This is a genomic window from Sphaerisporangium sp. NPDC004334, assembly GCF_053602655.1.
In genome coordinates this window covers 16925-34536 of record NZ_JBSGDZ010000052.1, presented here as the reverse complement: position 1 = coordinate 34536, position 17612 = coordinate 16925, and the positions used below count along the sequence as shown (strand labels likewise).

The window sequence follows — 17612 nt, the reverse complement described above, 5'->3', positions numbered from 1 at the left end:
GTGCGTCGATCGTCGCGCGGAGGTGGAGACGGGATTTGAACCCGTGTACGCGGCTTTGCAGGCCGCTGCCTCGCCTCTCGGCCACTCCACCGGGCGAGGCCTCGTCGCGGCAAGGCCTCTCCGAGCGGACGACGGGATTCGAACCCGCGACCCTCACCTTGGCAAGGTGATGCTCTACCAGCTGAGCCACGTCCGCGTGATCGGCCGGTGAACACCCGGCCTCACGCAGAGAACTCTAGCGAATCCCGGCCGACTCCCCAAACTCAGAGCGCGCCGACCTGCTCCGCGTACCAGGTGATTCCGGCCACGTGCTCGGCGATCCGGCGCAGCGTCCAGTTCGGGTCCCGGGGAAGATCCCACTCCGCCGGACCGGCGGTCGCGTAACGGTGCAGGTAGCAGGCCCCGAGTCGCGTCCACCGCGAGCGGGCCTCGGCCAGGTCCAGCTCGGTGAGGCGCGCCCAGTCCGCCTCCAGTGTCACCGCGCGCCCGTGCCAGCCATCGGGCTGGGACGGTGTCCCGGCGAGCAGCGCCTCCACCTCGGCGAGGTGGTCGACCAGGTGGTCCTGGATCCGCCTGGCCGCCTTGGCCGGAGTCCAGACGTTCTCCCTGTCGGTCACGATGGGACGGCCGTCCCAGGCCTGCCAGGTCGCGGCCAGGGCCAGGCAGCGCTCGACGGCCGCGACGACGAGCGCCCCCGGGTTGCCGTCCGCCTCCGCCACGGGGGCGGGAATGACCTCGTCCGTGCCGCGAGAGACGTCGTCAACGGGAGGGGAGATGACGACGTCCATGGTGGGGGAGGGGGTCGTGACGCGGGCGGCGGCGGGCGCGTGCGGTTCGGTCATGCTTCGATGCTGGTGGAAGCATGGTTGGGCTACGGTCGAAACATGGTTGCCGAGTACGTGGCGTACGACGCCGACATCGCGGCGGTCGCCTCGCTGATCGCCGACCCCACCCGCGCCGCCGTGCTGACCGCCCTGCTGGACGGCCGGGCGCTGGCCGCCGGCGAGCTGGCCCGGCTGGCCGGGGTGAGCGCGGCCACGGCCAGCGCGCACCTCGCCCGGCTGCTGGCGGGCGGGCTGGTCACCGTGGTCAGCCAGGGCCGCCACCGCTACTACCGGCTGTCCGGCCCCGAGGTGGCCGAGGTGCTGGAGGTGCTGGCCCGGGTGAGCCCCCGCCCGCAGGTGCGGTCGCTGCGCCAGTCGCGGCAGGCCCGCATGCTGCGCGAGGCGCGCACCTGCTACGACCACCTGGCCGGACGGGCCGGGGTGAAGCTGCTGGAGGCCATGCTGGCGGCCGGGCACCTGGCCGGCCGCGACTCCTACGAGCTCACCGCGCACGGCGGGCGGGCCCTGGCGGAGCTGGGCGTCGACGTCGACGCCGTGCGGGCCGTCCGCCGCCGGTTCGCGCCCGCCTGCATGGACTGGACCGAGCGCCGTCCCCACCTGGCGGGCGCGCTCGGCGCGGCGATCACCCGGTCGCTGCTGGAGCGCGGGTGGTACCGCCCGGGGCCCGCGCCGCGCCTGCTTGAGCTGACCGACCTGGGCGGCGAGGGGCTGGCCGCGATGTTCTCCTGTAAGGGGCTAACATCCAATACGCCAGTTACCTAAGCGAGAGAGTGACACCATGCGCGACAACGAGGTCGTGGAGATCGGTCCCGAGCCGCTGAGCTTCGCCGACGTCATCGAGGTCGCCCGCGGCGGCGCCGCCGTCCGCCTCACCGACGAGGCGGTCGCGGCCATCGCCGCCTCCCGGGCGCGCGTCGAGGAGCTCGCCGAGAGCCCCGTCCCCGCCTATGGTGTCTCCACCGGGTTCGGCGCCCTGGCCACCCGGCACATCGACCCCGCGCTGCGCGCCCAGCTGCAGCGGTCCCTGATCCGCTCGCACGCCGCGGGGTCGGGCCCCGAGGTCGAGACCGAGGTCGTCCGGGCCATGATGCTGCTGCGCCTGCACACCCTGGCCACCGGGCACACCGGGGTGCGGCCGGCCACCGCCCTGACCCTGGCCGGGATGCTGAGCGCCGGAATCACCCCTGTGGTCCACGAGTACGGCAGCCTCGGCTGCTCGGGTGACCTGGCTCCGCTCTCCCACGTCGCCCTCGCCCTGATGGGGGAGGGGCCCGTACGCGATCGCGACGGCGAGCACACCACCGCCGCCGAGGCGCTGAAGCGGGCCGGCCTCGAGCCGGTCGAGCTGGCCGCCAAGGAGGGCCTCGCCCTGGTCAACGGCACCGACGGCATGCTGGGCATGCTCGTGCTCGCCCTGCACGACCTCACCCGGCTGCTCAAGACCGCCGATGTGAGCGCGGCCATGAGCGTGGAGGCCCTGCTCGGCACCGACCGGGTCTTCGCCCCCGAACTGCAGGCGCTGCGCCCCCATCCCGGCCAGGCCGCCTCGGCCGCCAACCTGCGCGCCCTGCTGCGCGACTCCGGGATCATGGCCTCCCATCGCGACGACTCCTGCACCCGCGTCCAGGACGCCTACTCGCTGCGCTGCGCCCCGCAGGTCGCCGGCGCGGCCCGCGACACCCTCGACCACGCCGCCACCGTCGCCGGCCGCGAGCTGGCCTCGGCCGTCGACAACCCCGTGGTGCTCGCCGACGGCCGGGTGGAGTCCAACGGCAACTTCCACGGCGCCCCGGTCGGCTACGTCCTGGACTTCCTGGCGATCGCCGTCGCCGACGTCGCCTCGATGGCCGAGCGGCGCACCGACCGCATGCTGGACGTCGCCCGCAGTCACGGCCTGCCCGCTTTCCTGGCCGACGACCCGGGCGTCGACTCCGGGCACATGATCGCCCAGTACACGCAGGCGGCCATCGTCTCGGAGCTCAAGCGGCTGGCCGTGCCCGCCAGCGTCGACTCCATCCCCAGCTCGGCGATGCAGGAGGACCACGTCTCCATGGGCTGGTCGGCGGCCCGCAAGCTGCGCCGCGCCGTCGACGGGCTCACCCGGGTGCTCGCCGTCGAGGTGCTCACCGCCGCCCGCGCCATCGACCTGCGCCGGCCGCTGGAGCCCGCTCCCGCCACCGGCGCCGTGGTCGCCGCCCTGCGCCAGGAGGTGGCCGGCCCCGGGCCCGACCGGTTCCTCGCCCCGGAGATCGAGTCGGTGACCCGCCTGGTGGCCGGCGGCGGCGTCGTCGCGGCGGCCGAGTCGGTGACCGGCCCGCTCGCCTGAAGCCCCTGGGTCCGGACCGAGCCGGGCACCGGCCGGCTCGCCTGAAGCCCCTGAGCCCGGGCCGAGCCGGGCACCGGCCGGCTCGCCTGAAGCCCCTGGGTCCGGGCCGAGCCGGTGACCGGCCGGCTCGCCTGAGGCCCCGGGAATGCGACCCCGCGGCGTGCGCCGCCTCCGACCGTCTGGACCCGCCGGGCCCGCGCTGATCGCCGGACGCGCATCAGCGGGCGCCCGGCCCGCGCGAGAGAATGAAACCGTGTATTTCGCCCACGTCGGCGGTCGACTGGCCACCGGGCTGCGCGAGGTGACCACCGATCTCGGGGTCCTGGACGGGACCGGCTGGTGGGCCGTCGTGGTCACCTACGAAGGCAAGGTCACCTGCGCGCGTTTCGACCGGGTCGAGCGGGCGCCGCTGCCCCCGCCGTCCGGGCCGTGGCCGGCGTCCCTCGCGTGGACCACCTCGCTGGACCGGCAGGGGTACGAGGACGGCGTGCGGCGCATCCGCGCCTACATCGAGCAGGGCGAGGTCTACCAGGCCAACCTCTGCCGCGTGCTGACCGCCGGGCTGCCGCCGGAATCCGACCCGCTGGTGCTGGCCGCCCGGCTGGCGCGCGGCAACCCCGCCCCGTACGCGGCCGTCGTCCGCGTGCCGGGGATGGCCGTCGTGTCGGCCTCACCCGAGCTGTACCTGTCCCGCGACGGCGACGTGGTGGAGTCCCGGCCGATCAAGGGGACCGGCGTCACCGCCGGCGACCTGCTGGAGAAGGACCGCGCCGAGAACGTCATGATCGTCGACCTGGTGCGCAACGACCTCGGCCGGGTCGCCCGAGTGGGGTCGGTCACAGTCCCCGCCCTCTGCGAGATCGAGCAGCACCCCGGGCTGGTCCACCTGGTCTCCACCGTCCGGGCCGAACTCGCCGACGGCCAGGGGTGGCCGGAGCTGTTCGCCGCCACCTTCCCGCCCGGCTCGGTGAGCGGCGCGCCGAAGTCCTCCGCGGTTCGTATCATCAATGAACTCGAACCTGAGCCACGGGGGCCGTACTGTGGGGCGGTGGGCTGGGTCGACGCCGACCGGCGGCGGGCCGCGCTGGCCGTGGGCATCCGCACCTTCTGGGTCGAGCACGACCTCATCCGATTCGGCACCGGAGCCGGCATCACCTGGGGCTCCGATCCGCGGCGCGAGTGGCGGGAGACCGAGCTCAAGGCTTCCCGTCTCGTCGCGCTCGCCTCCGGGAGGGGCTGACGAAGCAAGAATGGAGATTGGACAGATGAACGTTCCGGTCTGGGTCAACGGCGAGCTGCTCGATCCCGCGCAGGCCAGCGTCTCGGTCTTCGACCATGGGCTGATGGTCGGCGACGGCGTGTTCGAGACGATCAAGTGCATGAACGGCGGGTCGTTCGCGCTCACGCGGCACCTGGACCGCCTGAAGCTCTCGGCCGAGCGCCTGGGCCTGCCCGAGCCCGACCTGGAGGCGATCGCGGACGGCGTGCGCGCCTGCCTGGCCGCGGCCCCGCCGTGGCCGCTCGGCCGCATCCGCATCACCTACACCAGCGGCAACGGCCCCCTCGGCTCCGACCGCGGCAACCAGGGGACCACCGCCGTGGTGATCGTGGGCGCCCAGGCCCCGTTCCCCGAGAGCGCCGCCGTCACCGTGGTGCCGTGGCCGCGCAACGAGCGCGGCGCGCTCGCCGGGATCAAGAGCACCTCCTACGGCGACAACGCCAAGGCGCTGGCCTACGCCAAGGAGCGCGGCGGCCAGGAGGCCATCTTCGCCAACCTCGCGGGCGACCTGTGCGAAGGCACCGGCAGCAACATCTTCATCGTCCGCGACGGCACCCTGATCACCCCGACCATCGCCTCCGGCTGCCTGGCCGGCGTGACCCGCGCGCTGGTGCTGGAGTGGCACGGCGGCGAGGAGACCGACGTGCCGATCTCGGCCCTGTACGAGGCGGAGGAGGCGTTCCTGACCTCCACCACCCGCGACGTCCAGCCCATCCGCCTGGTGGACGACACCGTGCTCCCCGCCGCGCCCGGCCCGATCACCGCCAAGGCGATGCGGGTGTTCGCCGAGCGCAGCGCGGCCGACATCGACCCCTGAGCACCCGAGTCGTCATCGTCGCCTGATCACGGGGGCCGGCGGCGGCCCCCGTGATCAGGAGACCGGCATGGCCCTGCGCGCGCCGGGGGTCACTCGGGGTAGGCCACCTGGGTCTGGGCGTTCAGCTCGGCCGTCGTCACCTTCTTGGCCGGGTCGGTGAGCGGATCGTCGACCGCGATCACCTCCAGGCCCTTGGTGATGTCGCTGGAGTAGATGTAGCCGTTGTAGTAGTACGCCGACCATGACCCGCCGAGCCGCGGCTCGTCGCCGGAGGCGCTGAGCGGCGCCGGGTCGACGTAGGCGATCTCCTTGGGGTGGTCGGGGTCGGTGAAGTCGACCACCGACACGCCGCCCTGGTACCAGGCCTGCACCATGATCGTCTTGCCGGGGACGGGGAGCAGCGAGCCGTTGTGCGCCACGCAGTTCTCCGTCGCGGTCTGGTAGCGGGGAAGCTTGTAGTACGCCCTGCGCTCCAGCTTGCGGTCGCCGGTGATGTCGTAGACCGCGTCGGCGCCCTTGTCCGGCCCGGTCTTGGCGTCGCACGCCGGGGCGGCGCCGCCGCCCAGCTCGTCGGAGAAGATCACCCGCTTGCCGTCGTTGCTGAACGTCGCCGAGTGCCAGATGGAGAAGTTCTCGGTGTCGGTGATCTGCTGGAGCACCTTCGGCCGCACCCGGTCGGAGATGTCCATCAGGATGCCGTTGCCGAGGCACGCGCCCGCGGCCAGGTCCTTCTCGGGGTAGACCGTGATGTCGTGGCAGCCGCTGGTCGCGCCCGGCCGGGTGTCGTCGTCGGCGCCACCGTCGGTGAACAGCAGCGGCTGGGCGACGATCTTCGCCTGCGCGGGCGCGGCCACCGGCACCTCGACGATGGCGATCGAGTCGTGCGGCGGCTTGCAGGTCGAGGAGTTCTCGTCCGGCCCGAACGAGGACACGTACAGGTAGACCTTGCCGGGGTCGTCCTTGGCGGGCACCAGCGTGTGGGTGTGCGAGCCGCACGCCGTGGCCAGGGACTTGACGTAGCGCGGATGGGCCTTGTCGGAGATGTCGAAGATCCGCACGCCCTCCCAGCCGCCGAGCGGGTCGCCGGGGGAGCTGTCGCACGTGTCGCCGTCCCGCGGGTCGTCCACCGACAGGAACAGCAGGTTCCCGGTGACCGAGATGTCGTTCTGCCCGCCGGGGCACACCACCCGCGTCACCACCTTGGGCTTGGTTGGGTCGCTGATGTCGTGGACGGTGAAGCCCTCGTAGTTGCCGACGTAGGCGTAGTCGCCCTGGAAGGCCAGGTCGGTGCCCCACGCCTCATGGCCGTCGAACGGCGCCGACAGCGGGACCCGGGCCACGACCCTGGCGTTGGCGCTGCGCCGCTCGGCCTCGGGGGCGGCGGAGGAACCCGGCGAGGCCGCCGCGGCGGCGCCGGTGGACGGTGCTGGGGCGGACGGGGACGCTTGCCCCGGATCGGCGGCGCATGCCCCGAGCAGCAGGACCGCGCCCACCGCGGACGCGAACACGCCGATCCGCCGCCTGCCCACAATGCCCCCCGTGCCTCGTACCCCATATGGGAATCTGTCGCAGTATGGAAGCTATGTCGATCCGGAGCCGCGTGTGCGGGGTTTGTGTAACGGTTGTGCTGGCATCCGGGCTGGCTTCCACCATCACCGCCTGCACGAGCCGGAGCCCGCGGACGGGCGAGCCCGTCGTCGGCGGGACCGGCGCCCCGGTGATCGTCCCGGGCGCCCCGGGGGACCGGGGACGCACCGCCGAGCCCGGCGAGCGGGTCGGCACCGCGGGCCGGGGGCCGTCCGCCGCCGACGTCCGCTTCGCCGAGCGCATGGTCCCGCACCATCGCCAGGCCCTGGAGATGGCCGACCTGGCCCCCTCACGGGCCGCCGGGCCGGGGGTACGACGCCTGGCCGGGCGCATCTCGGCCGGTCAGCGGCCCGAGATCGACGTGATGACGCGCTGGCTGCGGGCGCTCGGCCGCCAGGCAGCCGACGGTCACGACGGTCACGACGGTCACGGGGCCTCACCGGGCCCCGACGCGTACGGCATGGCGAGCCTTGAGGAGATGAACCGGCTGCGCGCCTCGCGGGGCGCGGCCTTCGACGCGCTGTTCCTGCGCCTGATGATCAGGCACCACGAGGGGGCGCTCAAGATGGCGGGGGAGGAACTGGCGGGCGGCGCCGACCAGATCATGCGGAAGATGGCCCAGGACATGGCGTCCGGGCAGCGCGTGGAGATCGGCAGGATGCGCGCGCTGATGCGTTAGGCGGGGCGGGGCGGCCGAGAGGGCGGGCCGGCCGGGCGGGTCAGGAGCTCCACAGCATGTTGGTCAGCTCCTCGTCCAGGTCCATGAAGTCGGTCTCGCGACCGGCGGACACCAGCTCGTAGGTGCGGTGCAAGAACTCGGTCAGCGGCGGCAGCGGCACCTCGAACAGGGCCTGGCCGAAGGGGGAGGTGAGGCTGATGTTCAGCGTCCGCTCGCCGTCGGCCCGGGCCGGCCACACCTGCACGTCTCCGTCGCCCACCCGCCTGACGATGCCGACGGTGAGCAGCTCGCGGGCGAAGATCCACTCGACCGGTTCGTCGTTCCCCACGTGGAAGGCCATCCTGATGGCGTACGGGTCGTCGGCGGTGTAGCTCAGTCCGGCGAGCAGGGGGACGGTCGTACGGTCGGGGACCACAAGTCGAAGGCCCAGCTCGGCAGAGACGGTGGCGTTCATCGTCAGCCAAACCTTTCGTCGGTGGGTCCCCTGCGCGGGGCCTGGGTTGCGGTGCTCTGAAGGACTTCGCTCGGAGCTGTGTCTGCGAAACGAAGAGACCTGGAGGAGAGATTCCGCTCCTGGGCCCTTCTGTAACGCATATCACAGCCCGACATTTGCGCCTCTACCTGGTCAAACATCGCTTAGAGGTGCGTGTTTGCAAGGGTTTTAGCTGTCGTCCTGCCGTCCTACAGGGCATCTGCGGGTGTGTCGGAGTAAAGATCATAAGTGGTGCGATTCGGATGAGTATGGGGCATGACGATGCTATGACAACAGGGCGCCACGCCGCCGGACTCCCGGGAACCTTCCCCACTGGATCTTCGCCTCGCTTCGCCAGGACCCTCCGGAGTGAGGTATGGTTTTCCCCGTCGGCAGGCACTCCGAGCGGGGCGCAGGCCACGGCGAAGGGCGATTAGCTCAGCGGGAGAGCGCTTCGTTCACACCGAAGAGGTCACTGGTTCGATCCCAGTATCGCCCACACACCCGAAGACCCGCAGGCGAACGTCAAGCCTGCGGGTCTTCTGCCGTTCCCCGCCCTGCCGGGGCCGACGATCAGTCCTTGGGGAGATCTCCCTCGGACGAGCCGCCGCCGGGTTCCTGATCGTCCTCGCCGATCGCTGTCAGCGAAAGTCAGCGAAGACCGCCCGCGCTGCACAAGGCGACCAAGCTCCTTCAAGCTGAAGGGTTCGCCTACGGCCAGGCCGGCAAGGGCAGATCACCTGGAGCTGGTCGCCGCCCGCCGCCGGATCGCCGAGCTTGAGGCCGAGCTGGCGGTGACCCCGGCGAGCCGGTGAGCTGTTGCGCCAGGTGGTGTCCCCAAAAGACGCTTCGCGGCCATCTCGGTGGTGGCTGCCGAAGGCTTGCCTGTCCAGGTCTGCTGTTGCCGGGTGATGGGCGTGTCGGAGTCGGGCTACTACGCCTGGCGCACTCGCCCGCCATCAGCTCGGTCGGTGCGCCATGCGTGGCTCACCGACGTGATCCGCCAGGTTCATGCCGCCTCCAGGGGCGTCTACGGTGGCCGCCGGGTGCACGCCGAACTCACTGTGGGCCGCGGCATCGCGGTGGGACATGGCGCGGTCGCCATGCTGATGCACCGTGCCGGCATCAAGGTCCTGCCCGGCCATCGCCGCCGGCGCCCCGTGCCGCAGGTGCCGACCGCCACCGACATGGCCGATCGGCTGTTCGCCCGGGGCAGGCCTGACCAGCTGTGGGTCACTGACATCACCGAGCACCCGACCCGGGAGGGCAAGGTCTACTGCTGCGTCGTGCTCGACGTCTATTCGCGACGCGTGGTCGGCTGGTCCATTGACTCGGCCCAGACCGCGGGCTTGGTCACAGGCGCCCTCGGGATGGCGATTCACAACCGCAGCCCGCAGGCCGGAACGGTGATCCATTCCGACCACGGGGTGCAGTACAGCTCCTGAGCGTTCACCGAACGAGCCAAAGCCTCGGGACTGGTGCCGTCCATGGGCTCGATCGGCGACTGCTTCGACAATGCGGTCATCAAGTCGTTCTGGGGACGGATGCAGACCGAGCTGCTCAACCGCCAGAGGTGGAGAACCCGCATCGAGCTGGCGAATGCGATCTTCGAGTACCTGGGGATCTCCCACAACCGGCAACGACGCCACAGCGCGCTAGGGATGCGGACCCCGATCGGATACGAGACGCTGCACTCAAACACCCAGCTGGCATGACGGCCAATCGAGCCGACTCCACCTAACCCGGGGCACATCAGAGTCTCCACAAAACCCGGCGCGGTTCAGCTTCTCGACGTCGCAGAGGTCGACGCGCCCAAGTCCATTGCGCCGAGCTGGGCGAACAACGGGCCATACTGCGGCACCGGTTGATGCTGCGCGACGAAGACCCCATCGAGATGTCCTGGTCGTACTACCCGCTCAGCCTGGTCGCTGGGACCGCGCTCAGCCGCCGGGGACGCATCCAAGGGGGCGCACCGGCCGTGCTCGCCTAACTCGGCCACCCGGAGCGCGAATTCACCGACAGCGTCTCCGCGCGGCCGGCCACCACAGAAGAGGACTCCTGGAACTCCTCGAGGGCATTCCGGTGATCCGACAGTTCCGCGTCGTCTACTCCCATGAAGCGCGCCCGGTCGAGGCATCCATCCTCATCAAGGGCGGCCACCTGTACGAGTTGAGGTATCAGCAGCTGATCCGGGGGAAGGCCGCTGACGCCCTCCTGAAATGCGCTGCGCAGAATGATGTCCACATCGGGGTGCGCACTGTCATTTACGGCCATCGCCTTTCTCCTTCGATTTTCGGTCCAGCCACCCGAAGGATCACGTGATGGCCGTCCTCGTTTCACGATGTCACGCTGACTACCAGCGAACACTCGTACGCCACCTCCATGGACGCAACCCAGCTCTCAACATCGTCCGGGCTCCTCACGGGCCCGAGGTGGGGCTGTTCATAATTTCGGTCTTAACTGAACGCTGATCTTGACCGCAGGCAGGTTATCTGGCTTGATCAAGACGCTGCAGTTTTCCCCATCCCTCACGAGCGGAGAGTTATCCTTGGCACGTTCTCACACCGCCGCATCGACGTTCACCCGGCTCGCGCGCCGGTCGTCAAGCCTTGTTGCGAGCTTCGCCATGGCGGCCGGACTCCTCGTCGCCCTGACTCCTAATGCCTCGGCCGTCGACTCCACTACGGACCTCGGTGTGGACTGGTCCTCCAGACCCGGGGACCTGGCCGTCGGCAACGGAAAAGTCTTCGTCGCCAACGGAGACAGGATCGTCGTCGTTGACACCGAGGGCGGGCTCGCAGGCGCGATCACCGGGCTGTCCGACGCCTACGGTTTGGCGATGGCGCCGGACGGCGCCCACCTCTACGCTGCCCTGATTGGTCCCAAGCAGGTGGTGGAGATCGACACCGCCACTCTGGCGATCACTCGCCGCATCGACCTCGCCGCTTACCCCTGCCCGACGAACCTGGCGCAGTCCGGCGACTGGCTGTGGGTGGGGTACGGCTGCGTCCTCTCTTATGACGGCGGCGTCCTTGGACTCGATCTGTCGGTGCCGACTCCGGAGCCGATCGTTGTTGCGTCCGACCTTCATGGCGCTCCCGTGGTCGCGGCCGGCGGTAGCACGCTGGCGGTGGGTGAAACCGGGAGTAGCCCCTCTGACCTGTTCATCTACGACGTGAGCGGAATTCCCACGTTGCGTGGCGAAATCGACGGCCACACGTACGCTACATCGAGTCCGGTCGAACTCGTCGTTACCCTGGACGGATCGAACGTGCTCTCGGCATCCGCTTCTCCCTACCATTTTGAGAGATGGGACGCCACTACCCTGACCAGGGTTCGTTCCTATGGTGAGGAGCCGGACTTCCCGGGCTTCCCGATGGCTGTCGCCATCAGCCCGGACGGAGCCGCCATCGTGGGCGGGCGCGCTTACGGCACGGACATCACCTTGTACGACGCATCGACGGGAACGAAGACTTATGCGGAGGACAATGAGGTCGGCGACGTGGTCGCGGGCAGCGTCGCGTTCTCCGGTACGGATGTCTTCGCCGTACTGAGGTCGTCTTATGACCGGCTGCACCTGTGGCGGCTTGAGGACGTCACACTCCCGGCATCCGCACTGACGTTGACGGCGCCGTCGGAACCGGTGGCGAATCGACCGCTCACCCTGACAGGCCGGCTCGATTTGCCTGGCGAGACTGCTCCGGGTGCACAGCCGCTCACTGTGACCCGCCGCATGCCCGATGGGAGCAGCGAGACGCTCGGTGGAGTGACGACCGCCGCGGACGGTACTTTCACCGTCACCGACACCCCGCCGGTCGGTGGGGAGTTCGCCTATACCGTGCTCTGGAGTGGCGACGGGGACTTCCGCTGGAGCAGTGCTGCGGCAACGGCAACGGTCAAATACCCGGTGTCGCTCACTCTTACAGGTCCAGCCGGCGGAGCTGTTCGCATAAGAATGGCGTTCAGCGGAGTGTTCCATGCCGAAGGCATGAATCCCGCGAACGCCAGGCTCGTGGTGCAGCGGACTGTGACCAACGGTAACGGCACTCTGGTCACCAGCCTGCCGGCAGTGTCCCCTCGTGAGGATGGATCGTACGGCTTCACTGATAGACCGGTCGAGAGCGGTGAGTACAGGTACGCCGTCAAGTGGGTTGGAAATGACGCATACGTGCCTGCGGAGACAAGCCACGCGGTGCATGTTCAGTGACAGACAGCGTTGGCCTCCAGTTCGCCGCAGTCGCCGCTTGCCGCTGACAAGCCGTGTTCTTTGTAAGCCCTCGCGTGCGTGTCCAACTGCGTGACAACACAGAGGCGCACCGGGGCACCCCCACGAAGGGGAGCGGACGTCTCCGCGCTGGTCACAGCATTGTTTTCGTGATCAAAGTTTGATGATCATTGCTTCACGCCGAAGAGGTCACTGGTTCCATCCCCGTATCGCCCACCACGTCACAGGCCGCTTCCCTTTCGGGGAAGCGGCCTTCGTCGTCTTCCGGGCGACCGTGGCCGGCCTCCGCGTGCCCGCCCGGTCGCCTGCGGCCTGTCCGCGGCCAAGGGCGCCAACTCCGACTTCGCCCAGTGGATGGCGGCTCGCGGTGCTGCGGCGGAGCGGCCGGCGAAGGTGACGCAGGGGAAGGGTTTCGTCACTCGCGTTGACATTACTTCATGGTTTACCTACCTTTTTTGTAGGTATATTGGAGGTGGACCGTGAACGCGGTGACGGTGGCCGAACGGCCGATGCCCGATCTCACGGCGGGGGGTCCGCCCGCGGGCCTCCCCGTGCTCGTCCGCGGAATGGGGCCCGGGCTCGCCGGGGTCCTCGCGCCGCTCACGGAGGGACGTGGCGGCCGGTTCTCCCGCGACCGCCGCGGGGAGGTGGTCTACCTGCCGTCGGGCGGCGAGCCCGTGCTCTACCTGGGTTCGGCCAGGGGAGTGCCCTGCCACGCCGCGATCGCCTACCGGCCGAGCGGAGCTCTGGCCCCCGAGCCCCGGTTCGCGGCGCCGGAGGCGCTGCCGCGCGGCCCGGCGCACTTCCGGCGCGAGGTGTGGCCGCTGGTGGCCAAGGACCTCGGTTACGCCTACTACCACGAACTGATCACCGCCCACCCCGGGCGGGTCCGGACGACCTGGGAGGACTTCGCCCCCGCCTACGCCGCCGAGGAGTGGGGGAGCAGGGCGGTGCGCGCGCTGATCAGGCGCGCCGTGCCGCGCTTCGCCGACCGGCTGGACCTGGACCGGCTCGATCGCCCGCTGGCAGGCATCCGATTCGGCGACCGCGCCGGGCTGCAGCGCTGGATGCGCGGCTACCTGCACGCCGACCTGGCCAGGCGCGCCGACCCCTCCTTCAGCGCCGACCTCGCCTTGGCGCGCGCGCTCCGCCGGGCCCGGGACGGGCTGGCCGGAACGCGGCACGCCGACCCCTGGCTCGACGGCCTCACCCGATTCCTCGCCGAGGGGCCGCCGGCCGCCGAGGTGGTGGAGCTCGGCGCGCTCGCCGCCGCCGGCATCGTCGTGTTCCTCGGCGGCGACCTGCAGGTCCGGCCGCATGGGCGCGAGGAGGTGTGGCGGGTGTCCGGCTCGGCCTGGCCGGGCGCGGTCGAGGTCCACGCCGTCCTGGACACGCGCGACATCGTGGACAAGCAGGAGGAGTACCGCTGAGGGGCTCGGGCCGGGCCGCCGGCGCCCCGCGCCGGCGGCCGGGGTTCAGCACTGGCCGTCGGCCAGCACCCAGTAGTTCGGGCCGGTCTGCCTGAGCGCGTGGACGGTGAAGGTGTTCCACAGGCCCATGGCGTCGTTGGAGCCGTTGGCGTAGGTGTAGCCGCCCGACTGGTGCGCCCGCCCCGCGGAGGTGTGGGCGTAGTTGCTCGCCCGCACGCACGTCCCCGGCACGGTCGGAGTGGGCGTCGGGGTCGGGGTGGGGGTGATCGTCGGGGTCGGCGTCGGCTGTGCCCCGCCGTCCAGGCGGAAGAACAGCGCGTCGTGGTAGGCCGAGCAGATCGTGTCCAGGAAGTAGGCCGCCGTGGCGCCGCACTGGTCGGCCGCGCCTCCGGGGTCGACCGGCAGGCCGTGGCCCATCCCGGCGATCTCGTAGAGCCGCACGTCGTCGGCTCCGTATACCCGCAGCGTCGTGCCGCCGGTGAGCGACCGCGTGGAGGTCGCGGTCTGGGACACCCCGCGGACGTTGGTCCACTGGTCGCGCAGCTGGGTGCCGTTCGCCGGGGTGACGGTGTAGTCCGACTGGCCCTGCCAGATCGCGACGCGCGGGTACGGCCCGGAGTGGCCGGGGTAGGCGCCGCGCACCAGGTCGCCCCATTGCTGCGGGGTCTTGGACGTCGCGCCGTACTGGCAGCCGGACGCCTCGGTCAGGCTGGTCGCGCAGCGGTAGGCCAGCCCGGCCCCGATCGACCCCGCGGCGAAGACGTCGGGATAGGTGGCCAGCATGACCGCCGACATGGCGCCGCCGGCCGACAGGCCGCTGACGTACACCCGGGCCGGGTCGGAGCCGTAGGTGGCGACCGCGTAGGCCACCATGGCGCGGATCGAGGCCGCCTCGCCCTGTCCGCGGGCGGTGTCGCCGGTCTGGAACCAGTTGAAGCAACTGGAGGAGTTGTTGGCGCTGCCGGTCTGCGGCAGCACGAGCGTGAAGCCCCACTGGTCGGCGTACTTGCGCCAGCCCGAGTTGGCGAAGTAGCCGCTCGCGGTCTGGGTGCAGCCGTGCAGGAGCACCACCAGCGGACGGCCGCTCGCCAGCCCGTCGGGCCGGTAGGCGTACATGGCGAGGGCGCCGGGGTTGGCGCCGAACGAGCTCACCTGGACCAGCGAGGCGGCGCCCGCCGGCGGGGCGGTCAGCGTGGCGCCGAACAGGCCGGCGAGCGCGAGGAGGACGGCCGTCAGGAAGGAGGCGGCCCGTGCGGGCCCGGCTCGGCGAGTGGGGGGAGAGGGGGGTGATGGGACCATGGGGGCTCCAAATGTGACCTGGCTCACGGCCTTTCAGCGCACGGTAGATCTCCGGTGCGCGTTCCGACATGTCCGCGAAACACACTTTCCGTGGTGCTGTCATGGACCCTCGTGCGACCGGGCGCGCGGCCGGCGCTGAAAATTTCACCTCGCGCGCGGGGCTTCCCCGCAGGACGCATGGCCGCCGTCCGCGCCCCTGCTCCGGGGGTTGACCCTTCCGGGCCCGGGTGCGTTGATGCGACCGCCGGCGGTCCCGCGCACCGGTCCGCCGTCCCGCGAACCTCCGACCGAGAAAGGTGACCCATGCGCTCGAGCAAACGCTGGGCGGTCGCCGTGGCGGCGGCGCTGATCACCGCGCTGGCCACCCCCGCCTACGCGGCGGCGCCCGTACCGCCGCCCTCCCCCTCGCCGAGGCCCACGCCGACCCTCGCCGACACCGAGCCGCCTTCCCAGCCGACCGGGCTGTGGGAGTGCGTGGCCGACTTCACCGGCGCGGTGCCGTTCTGCTGGCGGCCTTCCACCGACAACGTCGGGGTCGTCGCCTACGACGTCTCCATGCTGCAGGGCGACGTGTTCGTCCACATCGGCACGGTGACGGTGACCTCCGCCAACGCCGACCGCCCCTACTTCGCCGCGACGAACCTGGTGCCGGGCCGGCTCTACAGCTTCCGGGTGTTCGCGAGGGACGCCGCGGGCAACCAGAGCGTCCCGTCCGCGCTCTACACCGCCCGCGCCCAGCAGGGCCTGCCGCCGCCCAGCCCGAGCCCCTCGCCGAGGCCCACCCCCACCCCGACGCCCTCCCCGGCCCCCGTCCCCGGCTGCCGGGTGGCCTACTCGGCCGTCGACTGGGGCACAGGCCTGTCGGCGAACGTGCGCGTCACCAACCTCGGCCCCATCCCGATCAAGAACTGGACGCTGCGGCTGGCCTTCTCGGGGAACCAGACGGTCACCGTCGTCTGGAACGCGACCGCCACCCAGGCGCCGCCCTGGGTCACCTTCGCCGCCCCTGCCTGGCAGCAGGCGATCGACGCGGGCCAGACGTACTCCTTCGGCTTCAACGCCTCCTACAGCGGCGTCAACGACCGGCCGACCGGCTTCCTGCTCAACGGCGTGCCCTGCACGGTGACCTTCCCGGCCTGACCGGTGCCGGGAGAACGGCCTCTCCCCCCATGACGGAGAGGCCATTTACCGCGCGCGCGGAATATCCCAACGGAAACTTTCATCGGCGCGTGTGCATGGGACACGCGCCGTCCCGGCCGGGTGGCCGAAGACCCGCAGCTCAGGGCCGGTGACCTCGAAGCGGCCTTGAGGCGGCCTGGAGCGGGCGTCCACCCGAGCCCGCGGGGCGTTGACTAGGGGTGGCCCGCACTTGATTCTGGGGTGGGCGCTCACCGGTCCGGCCAGATGTGGACGGCGCCGGGCGAGATGACCTCGAGGTCCATGGACGGGATGACGAGGACCAGCGGAAAGGCAGGCGCCGACGCCTGCGCCCTGAACTTCCCGTATCTCGCGGGCGGGCGGAACCCGGTGCGCGTACGCGCGCGGCGGGAGCCGTCCCGAGGCAGACCGCGAGGACGGTTCCCACCCCCGGCCGTCCGGCCGCGGTCCCGCATGGCCTCATGCCGTGCCGGGGCCACGCGCGGCGGCCACACAGACCAAGAGGTGACTCATGAACGTCGACAGGTTCTCCGGACCGGTGCTCTCGCTGTTCCGCTTCGTGACAGGCCTGCTGTTCCTGTGCCATGGGCTGTCGTCCGTCTTCGGCGTCCTCGGCGGCAACCGCGGCTCGGGCCATGCCATCCCCTTCGGCACCTGGCCCGGCTGGTGGGCCGCGGCGATCCAACTGGTCTTCGGCGCGCTCGTCCTCGTCGGACTGTTCACCCGCGTCAGCGCCCTGCTGGCGTCGGGTTCCATGGCCTACGCCTACTTCACGGTGCACCAGCCGCAGGCCCTGCTGCCGCTGAACAACGGCGGCGAGGCGGCGGCGATGTTCTGCTGGGCCTTCCTGCTCATCGCGGTGCTGGGCCCGGGCGTGTGGGCGCTGGACACCGTCCTGCAGCGCTCCCGCGCCACCGAGCCGGGCGGCGTCCCCGCCAGGTGGGGCTTCGCCCGCGGGGCCGCCGCGGCGGTCCAGACCCGGACGAGGTGACCGGTCCGCACATGAGCCACCGGCGGTACGCGATCGCGTACCGCCGGTGGAACCGGGGGATCCGGCCGGCCCGTTCTCGGCCGGCGCGGCCTCATGGACGACGGCCGGCGGACTGCTTCACCTTCCCGGCGCCGGCGCCGCATGGCGTCCTGGCCCCTGGCGAGCCGCGCAGGGCCTCGCGGTGGTGGCGGTACTCGTCGTCGTCGATCTCGCCGTCGGCGAACCTGCGGAACAGCATGTCCTCCTCGCAGGAGCGCCCGCGGGGGAGCAGGTCGTCGAGCGGGTCGTGCAGTATGACCTTGACCCCGCCGATCACCGCTCCGCAGAGCAGGACGAAGCTGAAGGTGGCGAGCAGCATCTCGGAGTTGCTCAGTGCGAAACCGTACAGGTACATCTGCATGATCTTCTCTTCTCTCGGCACGCGTTGTGACGCGGTGGGCCGTGGCGCGAGCCGGTGGCGAGGGACGCACGGCCCAAGGGGACAAGGTCAGGCCACGGGCGCCT

The 17612-nt window shown here is 71.1% G+C and carries 17 protein-coding genes, 3 tRNA genes and 1 pseudogene; 13 read left to right on the top strand and 8 right to left on the bottom strand.

Annotation, left to right across the window (positions count from 1 at the left end; translation table 11 throughout):
* Positions 1 to 20 precede the first annotated feature (20 nt).
* The 3 genes from ACWEN6_RS39225 to ACWEN6_RS39215 form a co-directional block, all read right to left on the bottom strand.
* Positions 21 to 91, bottom strand: a tRNA-Cys gene (locus tag ACWEN6_RS39225).
* Between the two features lie 32 nt (positions 92 to 123).
* Positions 124 to 196: transfer RNA gene (locus ACWEN6_RS39220), tRNA-Gly, on the bottom strand.
* A 67-nt stretch (positions 197 to 263) separates the two neighbouring features.
* The gene (locus ACWEN6_RS39215; RefSeq protein WP_452577114.1) at positions 264 to 842 is read right to left on the bottom strand and encodes a hypothetical protein; all 579 of its coding nucleotides are present in this window, start codon (positions 840 to 842) and stop codon (positions 264 to 266) included.
* Between the two features lie 42 nt (positions 843 to 884).
* On the opposite strand from ACWEN6_RS39215, the gene ACWEN6_RS39210 reads away from it, so the two are divergent.
* The 4 genes from ACWEN6_RS39210 (at position 885) to ACWEN6_RS39195 (ending at position 5267) form a co-directional block, all read left to right on the top strand.
* Complete coding sequence (locus ACWEN6_RS39210; RefSeq protein WP_354847649.1) at positions 885 to 1607, top strand: ArsR/SmtB family transcription factor; 723 nt, start codon at positions 885 to 887, stop codon at positions 1605 to 1607.
* A gap of 16 nt (positions 1608 to 1623) precedes the next feature.
* A complete protein-coding gene (hutH, locus tag ACWEN6_RS39205; RefSeq protein WP_452577113.1) occupies positions 1624 to 3171 on the top strand; it encodes a histidine ammonia-lyase in 1548 nt (515 codons plus the stop codon).
* A gap of 253 nt (positions 3172 to 3424) precedes the next feature.
* Positions 3425 to 4411, top strand: a complete 987-nt coding sequence (locus ACWEN6_RS39200) for a chorismate-binding protein (RefSeq protein WP_354847655.1) — start codon at positions 3425 to 3427, stop codon at positions 4409 to 4411.
* Between the two features lie 25 nt (positions 4412 to 4436).
* On the top strand, positions 4437 to 5267 hold the full coding sequence (locus ACWEN6_RS39195; RefSeq protein WP_452577111.1) for an aminotransferase class IV: 831 nt from the start codon (positions 4437 to 4439) through the stop codon (positions 5265 to 5267).
* 89 nt (positions 5268 to 5356) lie between these two features.
* Here the strand turns inward: ACWEN6_RS39195 and ACWEN6_RS39190 are convergent, their stop codons facing one another.
* On the bottom strand, positions 5357 to 6796 hold the full coding sequence (locus ACWEN6_RS39190; RefSeq protein WP_452577109.1) for an LVIVD repeat-containing protein: 1440 nt from the start codon (positions 6794 to 6796) through the stop codon (positions 5357 to 5359).
* A 95-nt stretch (positions 6797 to 6891) separates the two neighbouring features.
* Between ACWEN6_RS39190 and ACWEN6_RS39185 the strand changes: the two genes are divergently transcribed.
* Positions 6892 to 7533 carry a DUF305 domain-containing protein gene (locus tag ACWEN6_RS39185; RefSeq protein ID WP_452577107.1) on the top strand — a complete coding sequence of 214 codons (642 nt, stop codon included), beginning with the start codon at positions 6892 to 6894 and terminating at the stop codon, positions 7531 to 7533.
* A gap of 40 nt (positions 7534 to 7573) precedes the next feature.
* On the opposite strand, the gene ACWEN6_RS39180 is transcribed toward ACWEN6_RS39185, so the two are convergent.
* The gene (locus tag ACWEN6_RS39180) at positions 7574 to 7987 is read right to left on the bottom strand and encodes an SsgA family sporulation/cell division regulator (protein WP_248960202.1); all 414 of its coding nucleotides are present in this window, start codon (positions 7985 to 7987) and stop codon (positions 7574 to 7576) included.
* A gap of 445 nt (positions 7988 to 8432) precedes the next feature.
* Between ACWEN6_RS39180 and ACWEN6_RS39175 the strand changes: the two genes are divergently transcribed.
* From ACWEN6_RS39175 to ACWEN6_RS39160, 4 genes and pseudogenes are all read left to right on the top strand, one after another.
* Positions 8433 to 8504, top strand: a tRNA-Val gene (locus ACWEN6_RS39175).
* A gap of 352 nt (positions 8505 to 8856) precedes the next feature.
* Positions 8857 to 9450: pseudogene (locus ACWEN6_RS39170) on the top strand (IS3 family transposase); the annotation flags it as partial.
* Between the two features lie 42 nt (positions 9451 to 9492).
* Positions 9493 to 9720 carry an integrase core domain-containing protein gene (locus ACWEN6_RS39165; RefSeq protein ID WP_452577105.1) on the top strand — a complete coding sequence of 76 codons (228 nt, stop codon included), beginning with the start codon at positions 9493 to 9495 and terminating at the stop codon, positions 9718 to 9720.
* Between the two features lie 152 nt (positions 9721 to 9872).
* Positions 9873 to 9995 carry a hypothetical protein gene (locus tag ACWEN6_RS39160; RefSeq protein ID WP_452577103.1) on the top strand — a complete coding sequence of 41 codons (123 nt, stop codon included), beginning with the start codon at positions 9873 to 9875 and terminating at the stop codon, positions 9993 to 9995.
* Here ACWEN6_RS39160 and ACWEN6_RS39155 read toward each other — a convergent pair.
* Positions 9992 to 10279, bottom strand: a complete 288-nt coding sequence (locus ACWEN6_RS39155; protein ID WP_452577102.1) for a hypothetical protein — start codon at positions 10277 to 10279, stop codon at positions 9992 to 9994. The genes ACWEN6_RS39160 and ACWEN6_RS39155 overlap by 4 nt on opposite strands.
* Before the next feature lie 223 nt (positions 10280 to 10502).
* On the opposite strand from ACWEN6_RS39155, the gene ACWEN6_RS39150 reads away from it, so the two are divergent.
* Positions 10503 to 12212 carry a hypothetical protein gene (locus ACWEN6_RS39150; RefSeq protein ID WP_452577100.1) on the top strand — a complete coding sequence of 570 codons (1710 nt, stop codon included), beginning with the start codon at positions 10503 to 10505 and terminating at the stop codon, positions 12210 to 12212.
* Positions 12213 to 12709: 497 nt separating this feature from the next.
* Positions 12710 to 13660, top strand: a complete 951-nt coding sequence (locus ACWEN6_RS39145) for a hypothetical protein (protein WP_452577099.1) — start codon at positions 12710 to 12712, stop codon at positions 13658 to 13660.
* A 45-nt stretch (positions 13661 to 13705) separates the two neighbouring features.
* Here the strand turns inward: ACWEN6_RS39145 and ACWEN6_RS39140 are convergent, their stop codons facing one another.
* Positions 13706 to 14959, bottom strand: a complete 1254-nt coding sequence (locus ACWEN6_RS39140) for an extracellular catalytic domain type 1 short-chain-length polyhydroxyalkanoate depolymerase (RefSeq protein WP_452577098.1) — start codon at positions 14957 to 14959, stop codon at positions 13706 to 13708.
* 303 nt (positions 14960 to 15262) lie between these two features.
* On the opposite strand from ACWEN6_RS39140, the gene ACWEN6_RS39135 reads away from it, so the two are divergent.
* Complete coding sequence (locus ACWEN6_RS39135; RefSeq protein WP_452577096.1) at positions 15263 to 16099, top strand: cellulose binding domain-containing protein; 837 nt, start codon at positions 15263 to 15265, stop codon at positions 16097 to 16099.
* Between the two features lie 529 nt (positions 16100 to 16628).
* Positions 16629 to 17108, top strand: a complete 480-nt coding sequence (locus ACWEN6_RS39130) for a DoxX family protein (RefSeq protein WP_452577094.1) — start codon at positions 16629 to 16631, stop codon at positions 17106 to 17108.
* A gap of 91 nt (positions 17109 to 17199) precedes the next feature.
* On the opposite strand, the gene ACWEN6_RS39125 is transcribed toward ACWEN6_RS39130, so the two are convergent.
* Positions 17200 to 17508 (bottom strand): SHOCT domain-containing protein, encoded by a 309-nt coding sequence (locus ACWEN6_RS39125; protein WP_354847677.1) that lies wholly within the window; start codon positions 17506 to 17508, stop codon positions 17200 to 17202.
* Between the last annotated feature and the right edge of the window lie 104 nt (positions 17509 to 17612).

Excerpts from the sequence above, each read along its gene's own strand:
- ACWEN6_RS39215 (WP_452577114.1), bottom strand. The coding sequence starts at position 842 with ATGACCGAACCGCACGCGCCCGCCGCCGCCCGCGTCACGACCCCCTCC.
- ACWEN6_RS39210 (WP_354847649.1), top strand. The coding sequence starts at position 885 with ATGGTTGCCGAGTACGTGGCGTACGACGCCGACATCGCGGCGGTCGCC.
- hutH (WP_452577113.1), top strand. The coding sequence starts at position 1,624 with ATGCGCGACAACGAGGTCGTGGAGATCGGTCCCGAGCCGCTGAGCTTC.
- ACWEN6_RS39195 (WP_452577111.1), top strand. The coding sequence starts at position 4,437 with ATGAACGTTCCGGTCTGGGTCAACGGCGAGCTGCTCGATCCCGCGCAG.
- ACWEN6_RS39180 (WP_248960202.1), bottom strand. The coding sequence starts at position 7,987 with ATGAACGCCACCGTCTCTGCCGAGCTGGGCCTTCGACTTGTGGTCCCC.
- ACWEN6_RS39165 (WP_452577105.1), top strand. The coding sequence starts at position 9,493 with ATGGGCTCGATCGGCGACTGCTTCGACAATGCGGTCATCAAGTCGTTC.
- ACWEN6_RS39160 (WP_452577103.1), top strand. The coding sequence starts at position 9,873 with ATGCTGCGCGACGAAGACCCCATCGAGATGTCCTGGTCGTACTACCCG.
- ACWEN6_RS39155 (WP_452577102.1), bottom strand. The coding sequence starts at position 10,279 with ATGGCCGTAAATGACAGTGCGCACCCCGATGTGGACATCATTCTGCGC.
- ACWEN6_RS39140 (WP_452577098.1), bottom strand. The coding sequence starts at position 14,959 with ATGGTCCCATCACCCCCCTCTCCCCCCACTCGCCGAGCCGGGCCCGCA.
- ACWEN6_RS39135 (WP_452577096.1), top strand. The coding sequence starts at position 15,263 with ATGCGCTCGAGCAAACGCTGGGCGGTCGCCGTGGCGGCGGCGCTGATC.
- ACWEN6_RS39130 (WP_452577094.1), top strand. The coding sequence starts at position 16,629 with ATGAACGTCGACAGGTTCTCCGGACCGGTGCTCTCGCTGTTCCGCTTC.
- ACWEN6_RS39125 (WP_354847677.1), bottom strand. The coding sequence starts at position 17,508 with ATGCAGATGTACCTGTACGGTTTCGCACTGAGCAACTCCGAGATGCTG.